The following is a 17610-nucleotide window of genomic DNA, read 5'->3' as shown; positions in this document are numbered from 1 at the left end:
AATCAGCGGAATCCAATTTCCTTTTGCGTTTAGAAACTTCTTAAAAAAGAATGTCTGTTGTCTCATGAATGCCCTCCTCTCCATCCATCTTTGGAAGACATCAATTGTTGTTGCATGATATAGATGGTTTCATCTGTAATGGCATATAACTGATCGTTAAGGTGCGAAGAAAAGATAACGGTTTTTCCCTTTTCTTTGGCTTCTTTTACGAACTGTATAAAGCGCTCTTGATTCACGGTATCTAGACCATTAGTGGGCTCATCCATTAACCAATAATCCGTATGACTGTACGCGTACATCGCTAATACAGTCTTTTGCTTCATTCCCAATGAATATTTTCGTATGGGAAGACGAACGAACTCTTCCATTTCCCAAAAATGAATAATGGAGTGAAGTTGATGAACATCGTGGTGCCACATCTTTCCAACAAATTTCAAATAATCTAAAGCCGACAAGTTTTTATCTAGCCATTCCGTCGTTTCATAATAAAATAGCCGCTGTGCAATCTCTTTTCTATTCAGACGAATTCCCTCTTGTTCAAAATAGATTTCGCCATTACGGGCAGCCGTCAATCCCGCAATGACACGCAACAATGTCGTTTTTCCAGATCCATTAGGTGCTGATAGTCCGTAAATCATCCCCTCATGAAACTGAAAGCTTCCTTTTTCGATCAGTTTTTCCCGGGTAACAATTTCTAAATCCCTAATTTGTATCATAGTATCTCCTTTTTTCTTGGTTTGTGTATTTTTCAGTTTTATATGTATAAATTTACCATAACACACCTTTTAAAAAAGCGTTAAAAAGTATATCTTTAGATACAATTCATTTCTCCTGACGTTGCCTCATCAGGAGCGACTTTAGTAAGAAACCTCTACTTTTTAGTAGTTTTTTACTTAGTAATGACAACCGCATTGACTGAACGAAAAAAAGGCTGAGTTCATCAGCCTTTTTGGGTGCTTTCTTTTTAAGAGTAACTACCTAATTTCCTTCTAAAGTTTCAACTTCCTTTTGAAGATCAATAAATCTACCTGTTCGTTTTTCCCAATCGGCTTGTAAATCTTCGACCTCTTTTTTAGCCCCGATTAACAATAGCCCAAGTAAATACAAGCGCACTTTTTCGTCTAACTGGACCATCTCTTTCTTTCCTTGTACAGCATCTATCTCTGCCAATCTAAAGCGATATTCAAGCATCATAAAAGTGTCTTGTTTCCTCATAGCCAACGCCAATCCCTCGACTAAAAGCGTCCGCGTTTCTGCCATTCGATCATGAACACGAAGTAACGTGCAGTAATTGAAGATGGCACGTATCCGTAAATGATCGGCCGCTTTATATCCTTCATATTTTTTTAACTCTCGAAAAACCCGATGAGCCATAGGGTCAATTGCTTCATTTTCAAATATGTAAAGAATATTACAAATAATGATTAATTCACTGTACGTCCAACTGTCTTTATTTGAAAGCTCTTTCCAAATCGGTTGAATCATCGACCTTTTTTCTTTTTTTCATCTTGTGTTTCAGCATATACAAGATGAGCGTGTAAAACCTGTTGCAACCTCCGATACACTTGTCCAGACTCGTTTTTTGCTTGTTTCTCTAAATAGCTTTCTAGCCTTTCCATTTTTTTGATGTTTAACGTGCTCTTCAACTTAAAAACGTGTTGAACTACTTGGTCAAATTCACTAGATTGATACTCCTTTTTGATAAACTCAAATTCGTGATAACTAATATCCCGCCTTTGTAGAATTTGAACCAATCTTTGTTGTGTAATTTCTTTTTCATCCCGTTCTACATGATACGCATACTGCGGCGAGATGACTCCCTTGTAAAACTCTTCTACGGTTTCATTCGCCATGTTTCGAAGTTTTCGCAATGTTTCGCCTGTTTTTTTCATCTCGTTTTTCTCCCCCATCTGTTCGGTAGTGTATCTAAAGATACAATTTTCTACCACAAATCAAAAAACATGTTACACTTTATTGTATGGGAGGTGATGATTCATGTTAGCTTTTGTAAATTTGTTAAGTCTAGTTATTAAACCATTTGAACACGGCGTGTTCTAAAGGAACTAGAAAACTTCCAATAGATGAAGGGCTTTCATAAATCCCAATGAAAAACCCTTCACTAAACTAACTAACTCTAGTATAACAGATTTTTTGTAAATTTACAGAATAATACATGATTATCATCCTTCCATCCTTCATGAGAGTTTTTACGCAGGATTTCGTGTTGGTTTCTATTTCCTTTTCCCATAGTCGCACGTTCCTGCTTTGGTTTGCTCTCATCATTCTCTTTTCACCCTACATCCGACTACAAGGATATAGGGTTTTTTTTTAGAATCCATTCCTTGATCTCCATAGCTTGTTAAAGTGTTTATTCCATCCTTCTAACCTATCAACTCCGTTTATTTTTTTTTCACTCTTTACTGAGAGGATTTAGAGCTTAGTTTAACCTTTCCCCTCTATAGAAAAATGCTTTAACTTGACGTGCTAATCGCTTTTCTTTTACTACAAGAAAAAGGTTTACCAGTCAAGCATCTACCTATAAATAGCCACTCACAGATTGAATGTTATATGAACTTTAGATAGGCTTGTAAACGCACTTTCCTCTCTTTATACTCCGTATCTGTGTATGGTTTAAACAAAACATTTCTTCTTTGATTTATAAGCTTAACTAGGGCATCTTAACCTTCCATCATTGGCTTTAATGAAGACGAATACTTTAAGTTTGGTTGTTCAATAGCTCCCCTATGACTCGTTAAACTCTCTTGCTTTCATTTGTTTATGCTGCTCACGAGTCTCTTCCTTCGTAGTTCTTAGTTTTAAATGAACCACAAAGCGCTTGAATGACAGTATGTGAAACATTCTCTCATTCAAGCAGATTAAGAGGATTTGGGGTCAAAACCATTGAAAAGCTAGTCAGTGCCTAGCTTCTCTCTGGGGTCAATTTTTGGCGATTTGCCAGTCATTTGCCACCCCTTTTTGACTCATTTTTTCATTTTTTTCACAAACTTGACGATTTTTCACTAATTTTTGTTCATACATTCACAGTTTTTTTTGCTTTTTGCCCTCTTTTTGCCACCCTCAAATAAAAAAAAAGAAGGAAAATGGTGGCATTTTGCCACTCCATATTCTGTTAATTGGACAAAAAAACCGCTTTTTTTAGCTTTAAAGCACATGATCTTTTAACCATAAATTTACTTTATCTTTTTATTTATCAAGTCGTATACTGCCACAATTAATTTCCCCCACTTTTAAACGCTGTCGTTCTTGCTCGCGTGGCCATACTCTTATTTAACAAATGAGTCGTTCCATACACCTACCCTTTTCCCTTTTAAGAGCTGTTCTTATTACCGATCTATCCTAGTAAATTAGAAACAAAAGATAGTCGTTTACCAAGAATAGTCACACCTCTAGGATAAAGAGCAAAAGGCAGATGATGCGACTTCGAACCCCTTATTTTCCATTCAAAATAACATGTACTTCCTCCGCAAATAAAAAGCACAAAGCCAAAATTGATCCCCGAAAAAAATTAATCGTTCAACGCATGATCCATCAAATACTACTCTGTATATAACCTGTAGTCACTATCTTGTTTTCCAAGATCAAACGAGTATCAAAAATCATAAGCAACGATCATCAGATCGTTCCCTTTTTATAAGTTTTCCTTAAGATATGCCTAAAAATTCTCAAAAATTTTCATTTCCCCAACATATAGGTTCCCCCAACTTCATTTAAAGTTTTATATACGTCTTTACTCCATGTGAGGGAGGTAAAACGAACAGCAAAAAAAGAAGTGCTGGTCAACTATTTTTACATCTTCGCTTTTGTTTGTAACCCGTCTTTTCTGTCTGATATTGCGAACAACTTACATTCCATCCCCGATTAAAGCACTCGAACTCATCCAGAAAGGTTGTCACATGATTAGAAAACATGTATATGTACAAACTAACGAGCCTTTACTCAAGCTTCACTTTGATTATTGCAGTTAGTAAGCCATAGATGGTTGTACCTTTTTCCGTATATTGGTCTTTACGTAGATGGATTTTCTTTCAAGACTGGATTAGAGCGAAGAGAAGTAGGTTTTTTTGACTCTTCCTTTTCACTCTTGTTTAACAAGTTATAGCTTTTTTGGCACGTGCTTTATTTTTATTATTTTCTATTTTTAGCTGCCTTTATTAGGTGTATCCTGACCATTTTCTCTCATAATGGTTGTCAAACCATGTAGAGAGAAAATGGTCAGGATTTTTTGCTTGCAAAAAAAGCAAATAAAGACAGCGGCCTCAGTGCTTCGGTTGATTTCGTAAAAAAAAGCACATGCCACCCCTGAAGCCTACCTATAAACCTACCTATAAGGCTACCTTGAAAAAACTCTTCTTTTATGGTTTTCTTATATCTTTTTTTTGATTTTTCATATTCAACACATGCTTTTTGCTACACAATAAACGCCGACTGTTTCAATTTCTTAATCGTATCTGGCTTGATTTTAAAGGACATGGCCTTTTGTTTTATTCTTTTATCTCCTGTCCAACTCGAACAAGTTAGGTTCACCTAACTTGATCTCTGAGTGATGATCTCCATGATTTTGATGTCTGAATAGGGGCTAACTCATTGGATGATGCGCTCCTTTATCAGCCAGATTCTCTAACCGGCTGATAAAGGAAGTGTTACTGTCTTCAATTAAAATCTTTACACCTTTGGATCATTTTGTTCTACATCAAGCAATAGTTGTGGTAAAAAAAGAATCACTTCCGGCTTTCTGTGTTGTACGGATTGTACCTAAAAAATGGAAAGATAGGTACTTCCTAGTTCATCACGAAACAAAAAAAGACTCTTTAAAACGTTCCTCTTTTTCATTCAATTCAAATATTTAGAGGACTAGAAATGTGATCTCCTCTATCTTAAAATGAACCATTTTTTTTTAAAAATAAGCCTATATAGAATAAAAATCAGCGCATTTACTGATCCAAAAAAGCCTATTAGGGCTTTTCAATTTTTTCTATCTGATACGCGTATATAGACACATATGTAGAGTTGTTTTTAAGAGATTTTGATCCTTTTTCGAACATTTGGATGTGATTTTTCTGTTTATATGTTATGCTGTAACTGTTATTAAATCTGCTTATCTAAAGCACAAACCCCCGACCTATTGCGACTAGGTTGGGGGCTTTCTGTCTGATACCTGAAGTACCTTTGATGAGACTCATGTAAGTGACAATTTACTCTATTAACATCTGATACCCGAAGTACCCTAGTATAGTTCTTAACCTTTGTACCCCATCAACTAAACTGCTCGCGTGTATCAGTGTCTTAAACCCATAGCGTTTCCGAATTCGATCTATGGTTGTATCGAGTTGCTGCTCTTGTAACTTCGTTCTAGATCTTCAAATAGATTCAGCTGTAAACCGTTTTTGGGCGTAATTGATCCACATGTGATCATGATGGACCGCACCGGTTCGTCCTGATAATACTTCCAAAACATGGTCATAAGTGTTTGCTTGATGACACGGCTGCTGTTGGTCGGTTGGATTTTCATTTGATGCCGAAATCCGCGAAGTGTACTAAATCGACTGTACCCCACATGCAAAAAAATCGTGGCCGTATCTACACCCGACGTTCGAAGTCGCATCGCAATTTCTTCGGCCATCTCCTGGATAATAATCGTCACCTCTACCGGGTCCTGGTAATCACGATCTAAGATCTGACTCTTGCCATAGCTTTTTTCAGTCGGCACATACTTCTCGTTGATTTTACTGAAGTCGAGCCCGTGCGCATGATAATACAGTTGAGAGCCGATCACACCCAGATGGTGCTTTAACAAAGATTCGGGGGCTTGACTCAAATCAAAAATATCATAAATTCCTAACGCATAAAGTCGCTTGGCCATCCGTGATCCAATCCCCCAAAAATCCGTCAACTCGTTAATTTTCCAAAGTGTTTCCGGAATATCCGCGTATCGCCATTCAGCAATCCCATCCGCTTGATGCTTGGCCGCATTATCAAGCGCAAGCTTCGCCATCAACAAATTATCGCCAATCCCTACCGTGACGTATAGCCCCAATTCATCTAGAATATCTTGCTGAATGCGTTTCGCTATGGTTAACGTATCGCCAAAGAGTGCGTGAGAGCCTGTCACATCTAAAAACGCCTCGTCAATTGAGTAGGGTAACAAGTACTCTTCGGGCACGTATCGCAGAAATATCTGTTGGATCTTCGCATGTGGTAAAATTTGATAAAACATTGATGTCAGCGATAGCAGATGGAGATTTGGAAGAAATAGTCCTAAATATAAAAGAGAACCTGTTTTTACTCCCAAGTTTTGCTGACTTTACATCTTATCCGTTATTTTTAGAAAAGAAATTCCCAGACAGCCAATTTGACAGGGTTGCTTATTTTTCAAAATTAGTTGAGCCATTAAAAAATAAATTTGATTTCATTCTAATAGATGTTCCTCCAACACTATCTACATACACCGATTCTGCCTTATATAGCTCTGACTACACTATAATTGTTCTGCAAACGCAAGAGAGGAGCTTAGTTGGTGCAGAAGCATATGTAAAATATCTACAAGAATTAATTGATAGTTATAGCGCCGATTTTGACATTTTGGGTGTTCTGCCTGTCTTATTAAAAAACAATGCAGCAGTAGACTTATCTACACTTGAAAATGCAACTGCGAGTTTTGGGGAAAGCAATATGTTTCAGACAGTTGTGAAGAACATGGAAAGACTAAAAAGATATGACTTGATTGGAATAGTGGATACAGACAAAGATCCACAAGCAGATATGCACGATAGAAGAGTTGCACAATTGTACAAAAACGTAACTAATGAACTTTTAGAACGTCTCAAAGTAAAGGAGGTCTAAAAAAAATGTCCACCAACAATGAAAAAAAGTTTGTTAAAAAGATCCCCAAAAAAAAATTGAAAGAAATCAGCAAATTGAGCCAAGTTCATCATTTTCTCGAAATCAGATTTTTACTACAACATCTGAGGAAAAACCACAATCAAAGATAGAAAAAAAACCGGAAAAAACTACTACAACTAGACTTTCATTCAGAAATAAAGATAGATTAAATGCACTAGTAAACATTAAAAGCCTTTATTCCGTAGATGAGATTCTCGATGTTTTACTTGATGAACACGAAGCAACTTTGACCCAAGATGAACGTAGGGAATTACGAACCATGATTTCCATTTATGAAAAAAAACGCAAGTAGACACGTATACATGTAGATCGATCTACATGTATACGTGTTATTAATCCACTATTAAACAAATTCAATGACATCGTGAACATGCTTCTTGATAACTATGTTAATACCAAGCTTTCAACACGCCAACTTCAAGGATATAAGGCGGTATATCAAAACTTATTTGAACAATTATAAGTAGAAGTATACTGGTATACTGGTATACCAGAAACAGCACTTTGATTTGACTCATTAAGAACAAAGGGGGCAGATATATTTGATTCCATTATCTACAACTAGCCTTGTTTTAATTCCATCTGGAAATCGTCTGGAAATAAGTGAAAATTATCATGAAGCTTTTGAAGAAGGGTATCACATTACTACAGATGACATCCAAGATCACTTAAGCGTTAAACCACGTTGGATCACATATACATTTACAGACAAAGTGAAGTACATCAAAATTAACACCACTGCCCGACAAGCCTTGCTTGCTTATCCGGATAGAAAGTGGGAACACCTTTATTCAAAGAAGAAACTTTTCAACAAAAAGGCTTATCTATTTTTTGTTATTGAGAATACCCGGTTACAAAAAAAGGGGAGGCTTCAAGCTGTCAATCAGATCCCAAAAAAACTTCTAAGCCATTCCGATATTTGCAGGGAATATAATATTCCTCCTCGAAACCTCTATCGATTGATGGATCGTTTTGATTTCGATAAATATATTGTTTTTAACATGCCACGCTATGATTCGCAACAAGTAGCTGCTATTTTCCAGGAATGGAATGAACTTCAACATAAAATAAGGATGGGGGAGTAGCATCTAGCACACAACTCCCTAGATAAAAAAGATTCATTGCATTAGAATCACTCTCTGCCACACAAAAAAAGAGCATTTTCGGTAAACAACCGGAGAATGCTCTTTTTTTGATTGTTCGGATTTAGTTGACTTTAACTGGGGGCACGTTTGCCTGCTGCAGGCTTTTTTTGAACAAAAACCCGAACGTTTTTTTTGTGGCCAACTCGTTTTCACAAGCTCTTTCTTAAATAAGAGCGAGTAGGGGGTGCGAAGGAAAAGGAATGGTCACATAGCGATTACTGCCAATGCTTTTACTTCCAACTGTCGTATCTTCCTTTAACTGATCATTTTTAGCAAACTTTAACTTCTGTTGCAACGCCTCGGAAGCTTTTCCCCGACAAGCTGCTTGCAACTCCGCTCCGGAAGATTGAAGATATTTTTGCAGCTGGTGCGTTTGCGCTTGAATCTTCTTGACTTCTTTCGCTTGAAGGTCGGTTACACGTGTTTCCATCACGGCTTTTTGACGCGTTTTCATCGTCTGTAGCTGCGCTTCTCGTTTAGCTTCATTAAGTTGAGCTTGCAACATTGGAGAAAGTGCCTGACCTTCTGCTCGGGCTGTTTGAATAGCTTGGAAGGGCGACAGGGTGGATAAATCAGTATGTGTCATCTCATCACCTCAAATCCATTTTTCGTGCAAGTTCTTCATCTAATTTCAAAAAGCTGTGCGCTAGCGTCCGAATATCTGCAATATATTCCTCAGTTTCTTTTTTGTACGTCCTATAAGCATCCCAGGATGTTTCCAGTTCGGACGGTTTATAAAAGTTTGTCCCATCAATCGCTAGTTCCTGATGAAATTCCTCCACGTCATTAGGTGTCAACTGGTCGTATTGGCCGTAACCGACAAGACTGATCATCGAATGCTTCAGCTGATCCGTTTCCGTTTTCACTCGGTCCGGAAGTTCTTCCAGTTGGCTTTTCATCTGATCCAATAGTTCTTTCGTTTCGATTTCTAAATGCCTGGCAATTTGAAGCATCGTTTCTCCACGAATCAGCAGCATCGGTGCTGAATATTCGCCAAGGCCGGAATAACTTAAGTAGTCTTGGATCTGTTGCAGCTCGGTCACCTCTAATTTCTGGCCAGTAAACAATTGAATGTGATTCCCATCGAATTGATATCGTCCTAGATCATGATCGGAGAACGTACTCAGCATGAGGTAGGATAAGCTTGGATTGATCTTTTTTAAAAAAGCATCAAATCCATTTAACCCGCCAAAACGGTCATAGGTTCGGTCCATAATCGAGAGAAAAGGATGTTCTCGAATATAGCTCTCCATGTCCTGGTGTGTCATATCAAACCTGGCTTTTGAATCCCAAATAATTCGCTGCGTACCAAAGGCCGGTTCGTCTCGATTCAGCCTGGCTAAACCGTCAGTTAAATTGATATAGTCAAAGATTTTCCCATTAAAGTAACCGGATCTCGCAAGCTCTTGTTGTTCTTTGGAGAGAGATGGATAAATATTGGGTCCTTCAAAGCTATACACTTTATTGATGGCTGTTGGGTATTGGAAAGCCACATATTTCACTTCACTGCCGCCAAGAGAGTGGCCAACTCCATTAAACTTCGCATTATAAAACTTCGTTTGCAAGTGTTTTCCCACATAATCCGCCGCAAGTTGAAAGGCATTCGATTTTCCATTATCAAAAGGCTGCTTTTTAATCAAGTATTCATAGTCTGTCCCTAACCAATCAAACAGAATTTCTCCTGTGACTTTATCAAGGCCTTCTTTTCCTCCGCCATAGTCGCGCATACGACTGGGTACACTTAAAGGCTCTGATCCACGGAAAACAACGGTGGCTTCGGTTACTTTTTCTGGGTGTCCGGCTTTCATATTATCGTAGTCTTTTTTGGTTCCTAAAGTTAACGCATTGACTCCCGCATCAATTCGATCAAGAACATAATACTTTTTTCCATCAATTTCCAAGGTGTCACTATAAAATTTCTTTATATTGTATACGTTGGATGCCAATGCAAGCATTTCTTTGTCTTCTGCCATGTTGTATTCACCTCTGACTTTTCTAATATATCTATGCTATAATAATCATACAAAATAAGGATGGAGAAAGCAATGAGGAAAATACTTATAATTAGTTTCGTATCCCTAGTATGCGTATTTTTAACAGCTTGTGTAAAAGGAGATGGGAGAATGAGTGATCAAAAAAAAGCAGAAGAATTCGCAAAAAAAAATGCAACCTAAAATCGAAGAACGAATTCATGCTGAAGATTACAATAATTATGTGAAACATATTCAATTTGATAATGTCACTATATCACCATTAGGACGAATAGACATCGAAGGTTTTGTTAATCACGAGAAAGAAGATTACTTTGTTTTTACTTTAGACCTTAATGTTGAAAAAGCAACTGACTATTCCTTCAGTAATTCTTTGGCCAAGAAAATGGGAAACTTCGATAAGGAGTCTCCTGCCCCTCTGCCAAGTGAACAAACATCAAACAATACGCAGACTAAACTATCTACACCTGAAGAAAGACAAGCCTATCTTAAAAGTTTAAAAGGCCTCAATTTAAGTGATTTATAACGATAAAAAGAGCATGCTGTTCGCCGCAGCATGCTCTCTTTTATTAATATGTAAATACGACTGCTAAATTACCTATGGTCATTGAATAAGCTCTCAGCCTTTATCTCCTAACAGGTAATCTTTCAATAGATTTATAAGCTATACTTACATAAGCGCAAGTAGACTTACATACAAGTATCATATTTTTCTAAAATCATCAAAGCGTTCTTTGACTGTTTCACCGCCAATATGCTCTAACTTTAATAGGAAGTACTTTGAAAAAGACTCTTTTTTAAGCATAAGATCAAAATAGTAAAGACATAATAATATATTAATTAAAACCTCTTTTTGCTCATTAATATTGCTAGTAACCTCATCTATATCTACGGTTGAATAGCTAGACAAAAACCTATGAGGAGTGAATATCTCGTTAGAATTCACATGAACATTTCCTGATAGATCTCTATATTTATTGATCAAACTGAGATAATTTTTACTGATTCCAGTATTGGAAAAATAGTTTTGGGTGAAAAATGTCATTTTCCCCACTTTATGAGTATCAACCATAGCTTTCAATTGCTTTAAAGAATCAGTAGCACGAAAAATATTATTGGCTTTATTATCTTTATATTCATAATATCTGGCCACACATAAAGAAAATCTCAAAAAAGATTCTATAGAAGAACGTAGTATTTTTTTACTGGCGGTATGGTAATTCATGTTTAGCAAATCAAAACAAATAATTAAGTCATTTTTTGTTTCAGAAATGAAGTTCCAAATTTTAGAATTTATATCTAAATCTTTGTATAGAAAAATTACACTAGAAAAAATATACAGTAATTCATAAAGCTCTTTTATTTCCTTTTTAAAACCTGAACTTGAAATACTCGTCCTGTTTTCGGTATAGATTATATATTCATTATAATCATTATCAAAATATTGGTCTAATGTCGACAAATTACATCACCTATTCTTTTGGATTGATTATATTACTCCAAGATTTGATGTCACTTTTTTGCTCGTTTTTTTAGTTTTTTTATTTTTTAACATCTTTTGAATCATTTTCCTTTTTATTATAAATGAATTCTAAAATACTATTAATTAATATCAACTGTTTTTCATCATTTGTCTTTAAGATGTCTCTCAAGACTCTTGCATATAGAGCATTCCTATTTTTAAAAAGATAATCTTTATACTCTTGAAATAATATATTTTTAGTAAACTCCTTTAAATCGGTATTATTTGCATAGTATTCTTTTGTAAAGATTATAATAGACAGCACTCCCGATATTATAAACAAACCTTCATCCAGCGTAGTAATAGTGTATTTTTTCTTCACAAATGTGGGGAACATATTATTCATATTCAACTCCCCTTCTTCTCATTAATTTTTCTTAAAAACTCTTCAGTCAAATCAGTGATATTATCACGAGTTGAATCCTTATCTAACATGAATGAAGACATCCTACCCGTTCGTATCCATTCCTTTTCTTTAAGAGTCTCACTAAAGGTAGGCTGATCTTCAAACTCTTCCTTAATTTTCTCACGCCCAGCTTTATTACCAGTAAGTGTAAAAATAATTCCAAGCATGTTAGGTTGAGAATCTTTCAAAGTTAAATCATCTTTCATCACCTTTTGAAGCAATGAAAAACCTAATGCTGAAAATGCATCCGGAGAAATTGGTACAATATAGTAGTCACTTGAAATTAATGATGATTGAGAATATATAGAATAAGTTGCCGGGGTATCAATTAAAATAAAATCATATTTTTTTTGATGTTTCTCCTCAATTTCCTTTATATATTCTTTAAGAATTTTTTCAGATCCTCGTCTACTGGATTCAAATGTGACAATTCCTAAGTCACCTGCAATTAAGTCTAGTGACCCAAGATTTGATTCTAAAGATTTTGCATCTTCATACAAATTTAGTATTATGTCATCAATATTATATTTAATTTCCCCCGTAACACCACCTCTTGGTGGCTGTAAAATATAATTTATCGTTTTCCCGTCATTTCTTAACTTTTCATAGAATTCTAATGATTTGAATTTTGTCATTAGTGATTGCGTTGCATTAAATTGTGGATCCATATCAATTAATAATACATTTTTTTTTAAATTTTTTTGCTAAAGTATAGGCAATATTAATTGTGATGGTAGTTTTCCCCACACCACCTTTCATATTTATAAATGAAACGGTATCTGGTCTCACATCATACACCTCTTTTCTACTAATTTAACCTTAATTATACTAAACAATTCTCCAACAGTCACTTCATTCTTACGCTTGATTTTATGCCATACATAATCTTAATCTAAACTGATATTTGTATTTTTCTATATTACCTCGCGGATTTTTTTATACAACGTAGATTTGGGCACTCCTGTCATTTTAATAATATCCGAAATAGCCAATCCATTTTCACTTCTGTTCTTCCACAAAATTACCGCTCGCTGCACTTGCTCTTCTGGTTGGCCACGACGGCCAAGTTTTTTCCCGGCTTGCATTGCGCGTATCCGGCCTTCCCCTGTTCGGTTCACAATCATATCCCGTTCGAATTCTGCAAAGGAACCCAATACATTAAACAACAAGCGCTGCATCGCATCATTTTCCGTATCTGCCCCGAAAGTCATGTTGTTGTCCAGGAACGTCACACTCACCCTTTTTTCTTTAAAACGCTGCATAATATTATTCAAATCGATAATCGAACGAGCAAGCCGATCAATTTTGGTCACATACACATGATCACCGGATCTCGATTGTTTGATAATTTTTTCTAGCTCTTCCCGATTTCGCGTGGTCGTCCCCGTTTTTTTCTCAATGAACAAATAATCGTCTTGAATGCCTTCCATTTTTAATTTTTCAACTTGTGTTTTTAAATCTTGGCCAACAGTTGAAACTCTTGCATATCCTAATTTCATATTTTCACGTCCAGACGGTCTAAATTATTTAATAATCTACACTTTGTATTATAGACTATAATCTAGACGAAAATCAAGCATTTTCCATTCCGAAAACCCGCATTCTTTCGTTGGCACTAAAAAAGTCCAGAATTTATAAATTTTGGACTTTTTTTCCTAACTCAAATAATTTGTTTTATTTTTGACTTTGCTTTCAGATTTTTATACGATATATAAAAAGGAGAATGATTACATGACAACTATCGCTTTCTCTGTAATTGCTACTTTAGTAGCGGGAATCTGTATTTATCTTTTAGATACTTTGTTAGACTCATTTATAATACTACCGTTGAAACCGCTTTAAAGTTTGATATGGACAAATTTGTTACCTGTCTACTTAAATCTATAATTTTTAACAATACTTATTTTTTTTTATAACTTCTTCACTTTTAATATTGTTGTTCAACAAAGAAAAACCAGAGCAACCTATCGCTTTTCCAGTTGCCTTATCTTTAGTGATAGGATTTTCTACTGTTCCCTCAACTATATGGGTACATAATTACTTTTTGAGTAGCACATCTATTGAACTAGAGATAACATTTGCTAATAATGAAAATCAAATAAGAGGAAGGATCAAAAAAGGGCTTACTAAAGATTCTTTTCTTATCCAAATCATAGAAACAAAAGAATGGATTATAGTGCCTCTATTTTCTGACCATTACCATAGTATAAAAGAAACACCTCGAGAATTTCTAATAGAAGAAAAATCCTTATACTTCTTTGCACAATATTTATAATACTAGTTTTTATAAAAATCGTATGCCCTGGTCATTGATACTGACATTAATATTTCTCATAACTTTTATTTTGTTAGTATTTTGGGATTCTAAAACAAATAAAATCGAAATATTATATATTTTTTCAGCACTGATTCCAGTTTTCTACTTTTTTCTTCGAATGCATTGTCTCTACTATACAATGAAAAGGGCAACAAAAAATCCGTCTTCAGATGTTAATCCTATAAAATAGGGGAAATATAGCAAAGTCAGATTTTATACGTTTGTAATAAAACGGCTTGATTTTGATAAATAACATATTTCCATGTGCTCCAATATGATGCGCAACAAGCAGAAAAGCAATTTATGAGCGCACTATATACTAAATAATTTGAGAAATGAGGATGTTTATGAAAATTAGTGAGATATATAATTTAAAACGAAAACAAAATGAATTGGATTTTGTGGATATCGATACTGAAAATGATATGCCTCTATTTTTAGACCCCTATTTTCTTTCGATAAGATCAGATAGATGGTCCATATCAGCCCATAGAACACTTGAAAATTTCTTTCAGTATATGCTAAGCCTATTCGAAAATAATCGAATAGACGAAGCTAGACAAAATTTTAGGTTTTCCGAACCACACGAAACCTGCTTAGGTCTTTCAAAGTCAGGGACAAAAGGAAAGAGTCTTGGAAATGATGACGCTACAAAATTATTCCAATATATTCTAGACAGCGGTGCTATGGACAGTGGCTTAATTTCACACGTTAATGATATAAAAATATTTGTTGATAATATTTCCCATGACAAAATCTCTGACTTGACTACTAATGTAATTAGAAAACATTTAATTGAATATACTCAAGATCAATGTGATCTGCATGGTATTGAACTTATGAAATCTATAGCTACTAGAGAATATTGGGATATACGTTCTAAATCTTGGATTAGTAGCCATGAAGATATGCTTGTAGTGAATGATAAGCCAATCTTATTGATTCCTAAGTCAATCGTATGTAGAAAACGTGGTTATGTTTATGATTCTTCTAAATATGCTAGGCATTTTGTATTAAATTTTCTTGTAAGCGAAGAACTTCGAATGAACACCAGTCTAGTAAATGTAAGCAAGCTGAAAAATGGTAGTATAAAGCGAAGCGTACGTAAGGAAGAAGTGTCCTCTAAGTATGGAGCATATAAAAAAAGATTTTTAAGGGGCTTTACCGCAGAGCACCCTCAATTTTACGAAGACTTTAAATCGAATGCAAAAAATAAAATTAGGCCTTTAACAAATGAAGAAATTCTCGAAGATTATACTGATGATTTCTATTTACAGATTATAGATAGCCTAATAGATGGATTTGGGAAAATTAAAAAAGGCACGAATGACGCTAATAAGTTCCATGAACATATTATTGCGACCATGACGTTCCTTTTTTATCCCAATCTGATGAATCCTGTTAAAGAAAAGGAAATTCATGAGGGTAGGAAACGTATTGACTTGACATTCGATAATGCAGCGGAAAGTGGATATTTCTTTAATCTTTCTACAGTAAAGGACATCTCTTCAAGTTATATTTTTGTAGAGTGCAAAAACTATTCAAAAGATATTGCAAATCCAGAACTTGATCAATTAAATGGACGTTTCTCCCTTAATCGTGGGAAAATGGGATTTATGATATTCAGAGACTGTGAAGATGAAGCCACTCTTTTTAAGCGATGTTCTGATTACTATAAGGATAATAAAAATTTAATTATTCCTTTACAAGATAAAGATTTTCTCAATGTACTTACCGTTTTAAAAGATGAGTCTGATAAAGATAGTAATATTCCACAAGAGAAGATGCTTAACACGTTAACTAAAAAAAATAATACTGTCTTAAAAAGAAAATATAAATGAGAGGATATTGTATTCTGAAGTTCCGTACAAATAAATCAAAAGATTTTATATTAGATCTATGAAAAAGCATTTATATTTTAGAAATTTGAAATTGATATAGGAAGTTAATTTTTTTAAAAGCCTGTAGCAACTGTGCTACAGGCTTTTTTTTGACCATAGTTTTGGCTTACCCTTTAACAATACTTTTACATAGTATTTAATGAATAACTATTGTATCAGATTCACTTTATCCATCTCTTTATTTTTATAAATTTGTAATAGACCATATCCAAAAAACGCAAACCAAAGATTCTTACAAAGAAACAAAGTTGAGCATCGTTTCTTGCAATGGCCTCCTACTGTTCGAAAAAATGGACACTTTCCTTTTAGTTACTAAACTGCCTCATCTACAAACACCGACTCCTAGTTCCGGATTAACTGGGAAAGGTTGAGAGATTAGCCTGGGTTCTGGTTGTAGATCTAGAATGATTGTATTGTTTTGCCACTGCGCATACGATATAGTATCTAACTGGGTCATCCAGTTAGTTCCAGGTAAAATTTCGGTCCCGTTCCATCTGGTTTTGTATTCCATCTGCTATCTGAAAGAACCTTTTCTATCTAGTTTACTGACTTTGCAGTTGGACAGAGAGACGATTGATAATTTGAAACTGGCTATTAACCGCGACCAGCTCCACCTCATCAGTCAACGATTGAATGAAGTTTCCGGCATTCGGAAGCGTAAAGCCATCCACGCCTACATCTCGCGCTTGCGTTTTCACTTCTCCATTCACCCAAAAACGAACTTTAACGACATCCGCTCCTTTCGTTCCTGCAATCACTCTGGATGTGCCCACCACAAAAGGAGGTGAGGTGAGTACGATCTCGTTTGAAATACGATCCGTTAAGGTTACTTCCTTGATACTTTCTTCAATCGTTTGATGCTTATTCCAACTACTCACGCCATAGATTTGAACAGTCTGTCCGACGGCCATTTGATCAAAATTAGGCAGATCTTTCATCCAGATCACATAACGTCCGTCTTCTTCTGCTGTCAAGTCTTGCACAAATTGACGTGGATACCCTCCTGGCGCTGTGGCGTATGCAATCCGCACCTTATCAATCGCCGTCCCCGCCTTCACTTCAATACGATATTGATTGAGTGGCATACTTGCATTTCGCAAGTTCACCAATTCAAGGGTCGTATCATAGTTTGGATCAATCGGAACCGGTAAACTTCCACGTTCGATAAATCCAGCATCAAACGCTTGGACCTCTACCTCGCTTTCAGGATCCACAATCAGATCGGTTAACTGATCAAAGCTAAAGGTCTTCGGTGGTTCTACAGGCACATCAAAGGCCACTTGCTCATTAATCCGTTTGCTGGTATTGACCGTTTGATGCACATGATCCGTTTCCACAATTTGGTTTTTCTCAGAAAGAAAGACTAAACTTTTCACAAGTTCTCCGTCCACAAGAAGATGAATCCGT

Annotated in this window: 16 protein-coding genes; 4 read left to right on the top strand and 12 right to left on the bottom strand. The window is 35.6% G+C overall.

Going from position 1 to position 17610, the window contains the following annotated elements; translation table 11 throughout:
- Positions 1-62: 62 nt before the first annotated feature.
- The 4 genes from MFLO_RS12025 to MFLO_RS12010 all read right to left on the bottom strand — a co-directional run bounded on the left by MFLO_RS12025 (position 63) and on the right by MFLO_RS12010 (position 6235).
- Positions 63-716 carry an ABC transporter ATP-binding protein gene (locus MFLO_RS12025; RefSeq protein WP_051993648.1) on the bottom strand — a complete coding sequence of 218 codons (654 nt, stop codon included), beginning with the start codon at positions 714-716 and terminating at the stop codon, positions 63-65.
- Positions 717-978: 262 nt separating this feature from the next.
- Positions 979-1485, bottom strand: a complete 507-nt coding sequence (locus tag MFLO_RS12020) for an Rgg family transcriptional regulator (protein ID WP_036098243.1) — start codon at positions 1483-1485, stop codon at positions 979-981.
- The gene (locus MFLO_RS12015; RefSeq protein WP_036098242.1) at positions 1482-1892 is read right to left on the bottom strand and encodes a transcriptional regulator; all 411 of its coding nucleotides are present in this window, start codon (positions 1890-1892) and stop codon (positions 1482-1484) included. The genes MFLO_RS12020 and MFLO_RS12015 overlap by 4 nt, the downstream gene beginning before the upstream one ends.
- A gap of 3440 nt (positions 1893-5332) precedes the next feature.
- On the bottom strand, positions 5333-6235 hold the full coding sequence (locus MFLO_RS12010) for a Y-family DNA polymerase (RefSeq protein WP_420912538.1): 903 nt from the start codon (positions 6233-6235) through the stop codon (positions 5333-5335).
- Here MFLO_RS12010 and MFLO_RS14815 point away from each other — a divergent pair.
- Positions 6214-6861: a ParA family protein gene (locus MFLO_RS14815; RefSeq protein ID WP_241433652.1), complete on the top strand. Its 648-nt coding sequence runs from the start codon at positions 6214-6216 to the stop codon at positions 6859-6861. The genes MFLO_RS12010 and MFLO_RS14815 overlap by 22 nt on opposite strands.
- A gap of 602 nt (positions 6862-7463) precedes the next feature.
- Positions 7464-8006, top strand: a complete 543-nt coding sequence (locus tag MFLO_RS12005) for a hypothetical protein (protein WP_036098240.1) — start codon at positions 7464-7466, stop codon at positions 8004-8006.
- Positions 8007-8229: 223 nt separating this feature from the next.
- Here MFLO_RS12005 and MFLO_RS12000 read toward each other — a convergent pair whose 3' ends face one another.
- Together MFLO_RS12000 and MFLO_RS11995 are read right to left on the bottom strand one after the other, a co-directional pair.
- Positions 8230-8652, bottom strand: coding sequence for a hypothetical protein (locus tag MFLO_RS12000; protein ID WP_149023043.1), 423 nt, complete (start codon positions 8650-8652; stop codon positions 8230-8232).
- A 4-nt stretch (positions 8653-8656) separates the two neighbouring features.
- Entirely contained in the window at positions 8657-10039 is a 1383-nt protein-coding gene (locus MFLO_RS11995) for a hypothetical protein (protein WP_036098237.1), read from the bottom strand.
- Between the two features lie 154 nt (positions 10040-10193).
- On the opposite strand from MFLO_RS11995, the gene MFLO_RS11990 reads away from it, so the two are divergent.
- A complete protein-coding gene (locus MFLO_RS11990) occupies positions 10194-10583 on the top strand; it encodes a DUF1433 domain-containing protein (protein ID WP_051993646.1) in 390 nt (129 codons plus the stop codon).
- Positions 10584-10760: 177 nt separating this feature from the next.
- Here the strand turns inward: MFLO_RS11990 and MFLO_RS11985 are convergent, their stop codons facing one another.
- From MFLO_RS11985 to MFLO_RS11970, 5 genes are all read right to left on the bottom strand, one after another.
- Positions 10761-11519 (bottom strand): hypothetical protein, encoded by a 759-nt coding sequence (locus MFLO_RS11985; protein WP_051993645.1) that lies wholly within the window; start codon positions 11517-11519, stop codon positions 10761-10763.
- Between the two features lie 79 nt (positions 11520-11598).
- A complete protein-coding gene (locus tag MFLO_RS11980) occupies positions 11599-11925 on the bottom strand; it encodes a hypothetical protein (protein ID WP_036098236.1) in 327 nt (108 codons plus the stop codon).
- 2 nt (positions 11926-11927) lie between these two features.
- A complete protein-coding gene (locus tag MFLO_RS11975) occupies positions 11928-12620 on the bottom strand; it encodes a ParA family protein (protein ID WP_277619794.1) in 693 nt (230 codons plus the stop codon).
- A 34-nt stretch (positions 12621-12654) separates the two neighbouring features.
- Positions 12655-12744, bottom strand: coding sequence for a ParA family protein (locus tag MFLO_RS16910; RefSeq protein WP_277619795.1), 90 nt, complete (start codon positions 12742-12744; stop codon positions 12655-12657).
- 155 nt (positions 12745-12899) lie between these two features.
- Positions 12900-13484 carry a recombinase family protein gene (locus MFLO_RS11970; RefSeq protein WP_036098235.1) on the bottom strand — a complete coding sequence of 195 codons (585 nt, stop codon included), beginning with the start codon at positions 13482-13484 and terminating at the stop codon, positions 12900-12902.
- A gap of 1165 nt (positions 13485-14649) precedes the next feature.
- Between MFLO_RS11970 and MFLO_RS11965 the strand changes: the two genes are divergently transcribed.
- Positions 14650-16143, top strand: a complete 1494-nt coding sequence (locus tag MFLO_RS11965; RefSeq protein WP_036098234.1) for a hypothetical protein — start codon at positions 14650-14652, stop codon at positions 16141-16143.
- Positions 16144-16745: 602 nt separating this feature from the next.
- Here the strand turns inward: MFLO_RS11965 and MFLO_RS15735 are convergent.
- Positions 16746-17610 (bottom strand): hypothetical protein (locus tag MFLO_RS15735; RefSeq protein ID WP_036098233.1); only part of this gene is annotated, 865 nt, incomplete at its 5' end.

It is taken from the genome of Listeria floridensis FSL S10-1187, assembly GCF_000525875.1.
Classification (GTDB): domain Bacteria; phylum Bacillota; class Bacilli; order Lactobacillales; family Listeriaceae; genus Listeria; species Listeria floridensis.
Note: the sequence above shows the minus strand (reverse complement) of the source record. Positions and strands in the feature narration are given on the sequence as shown.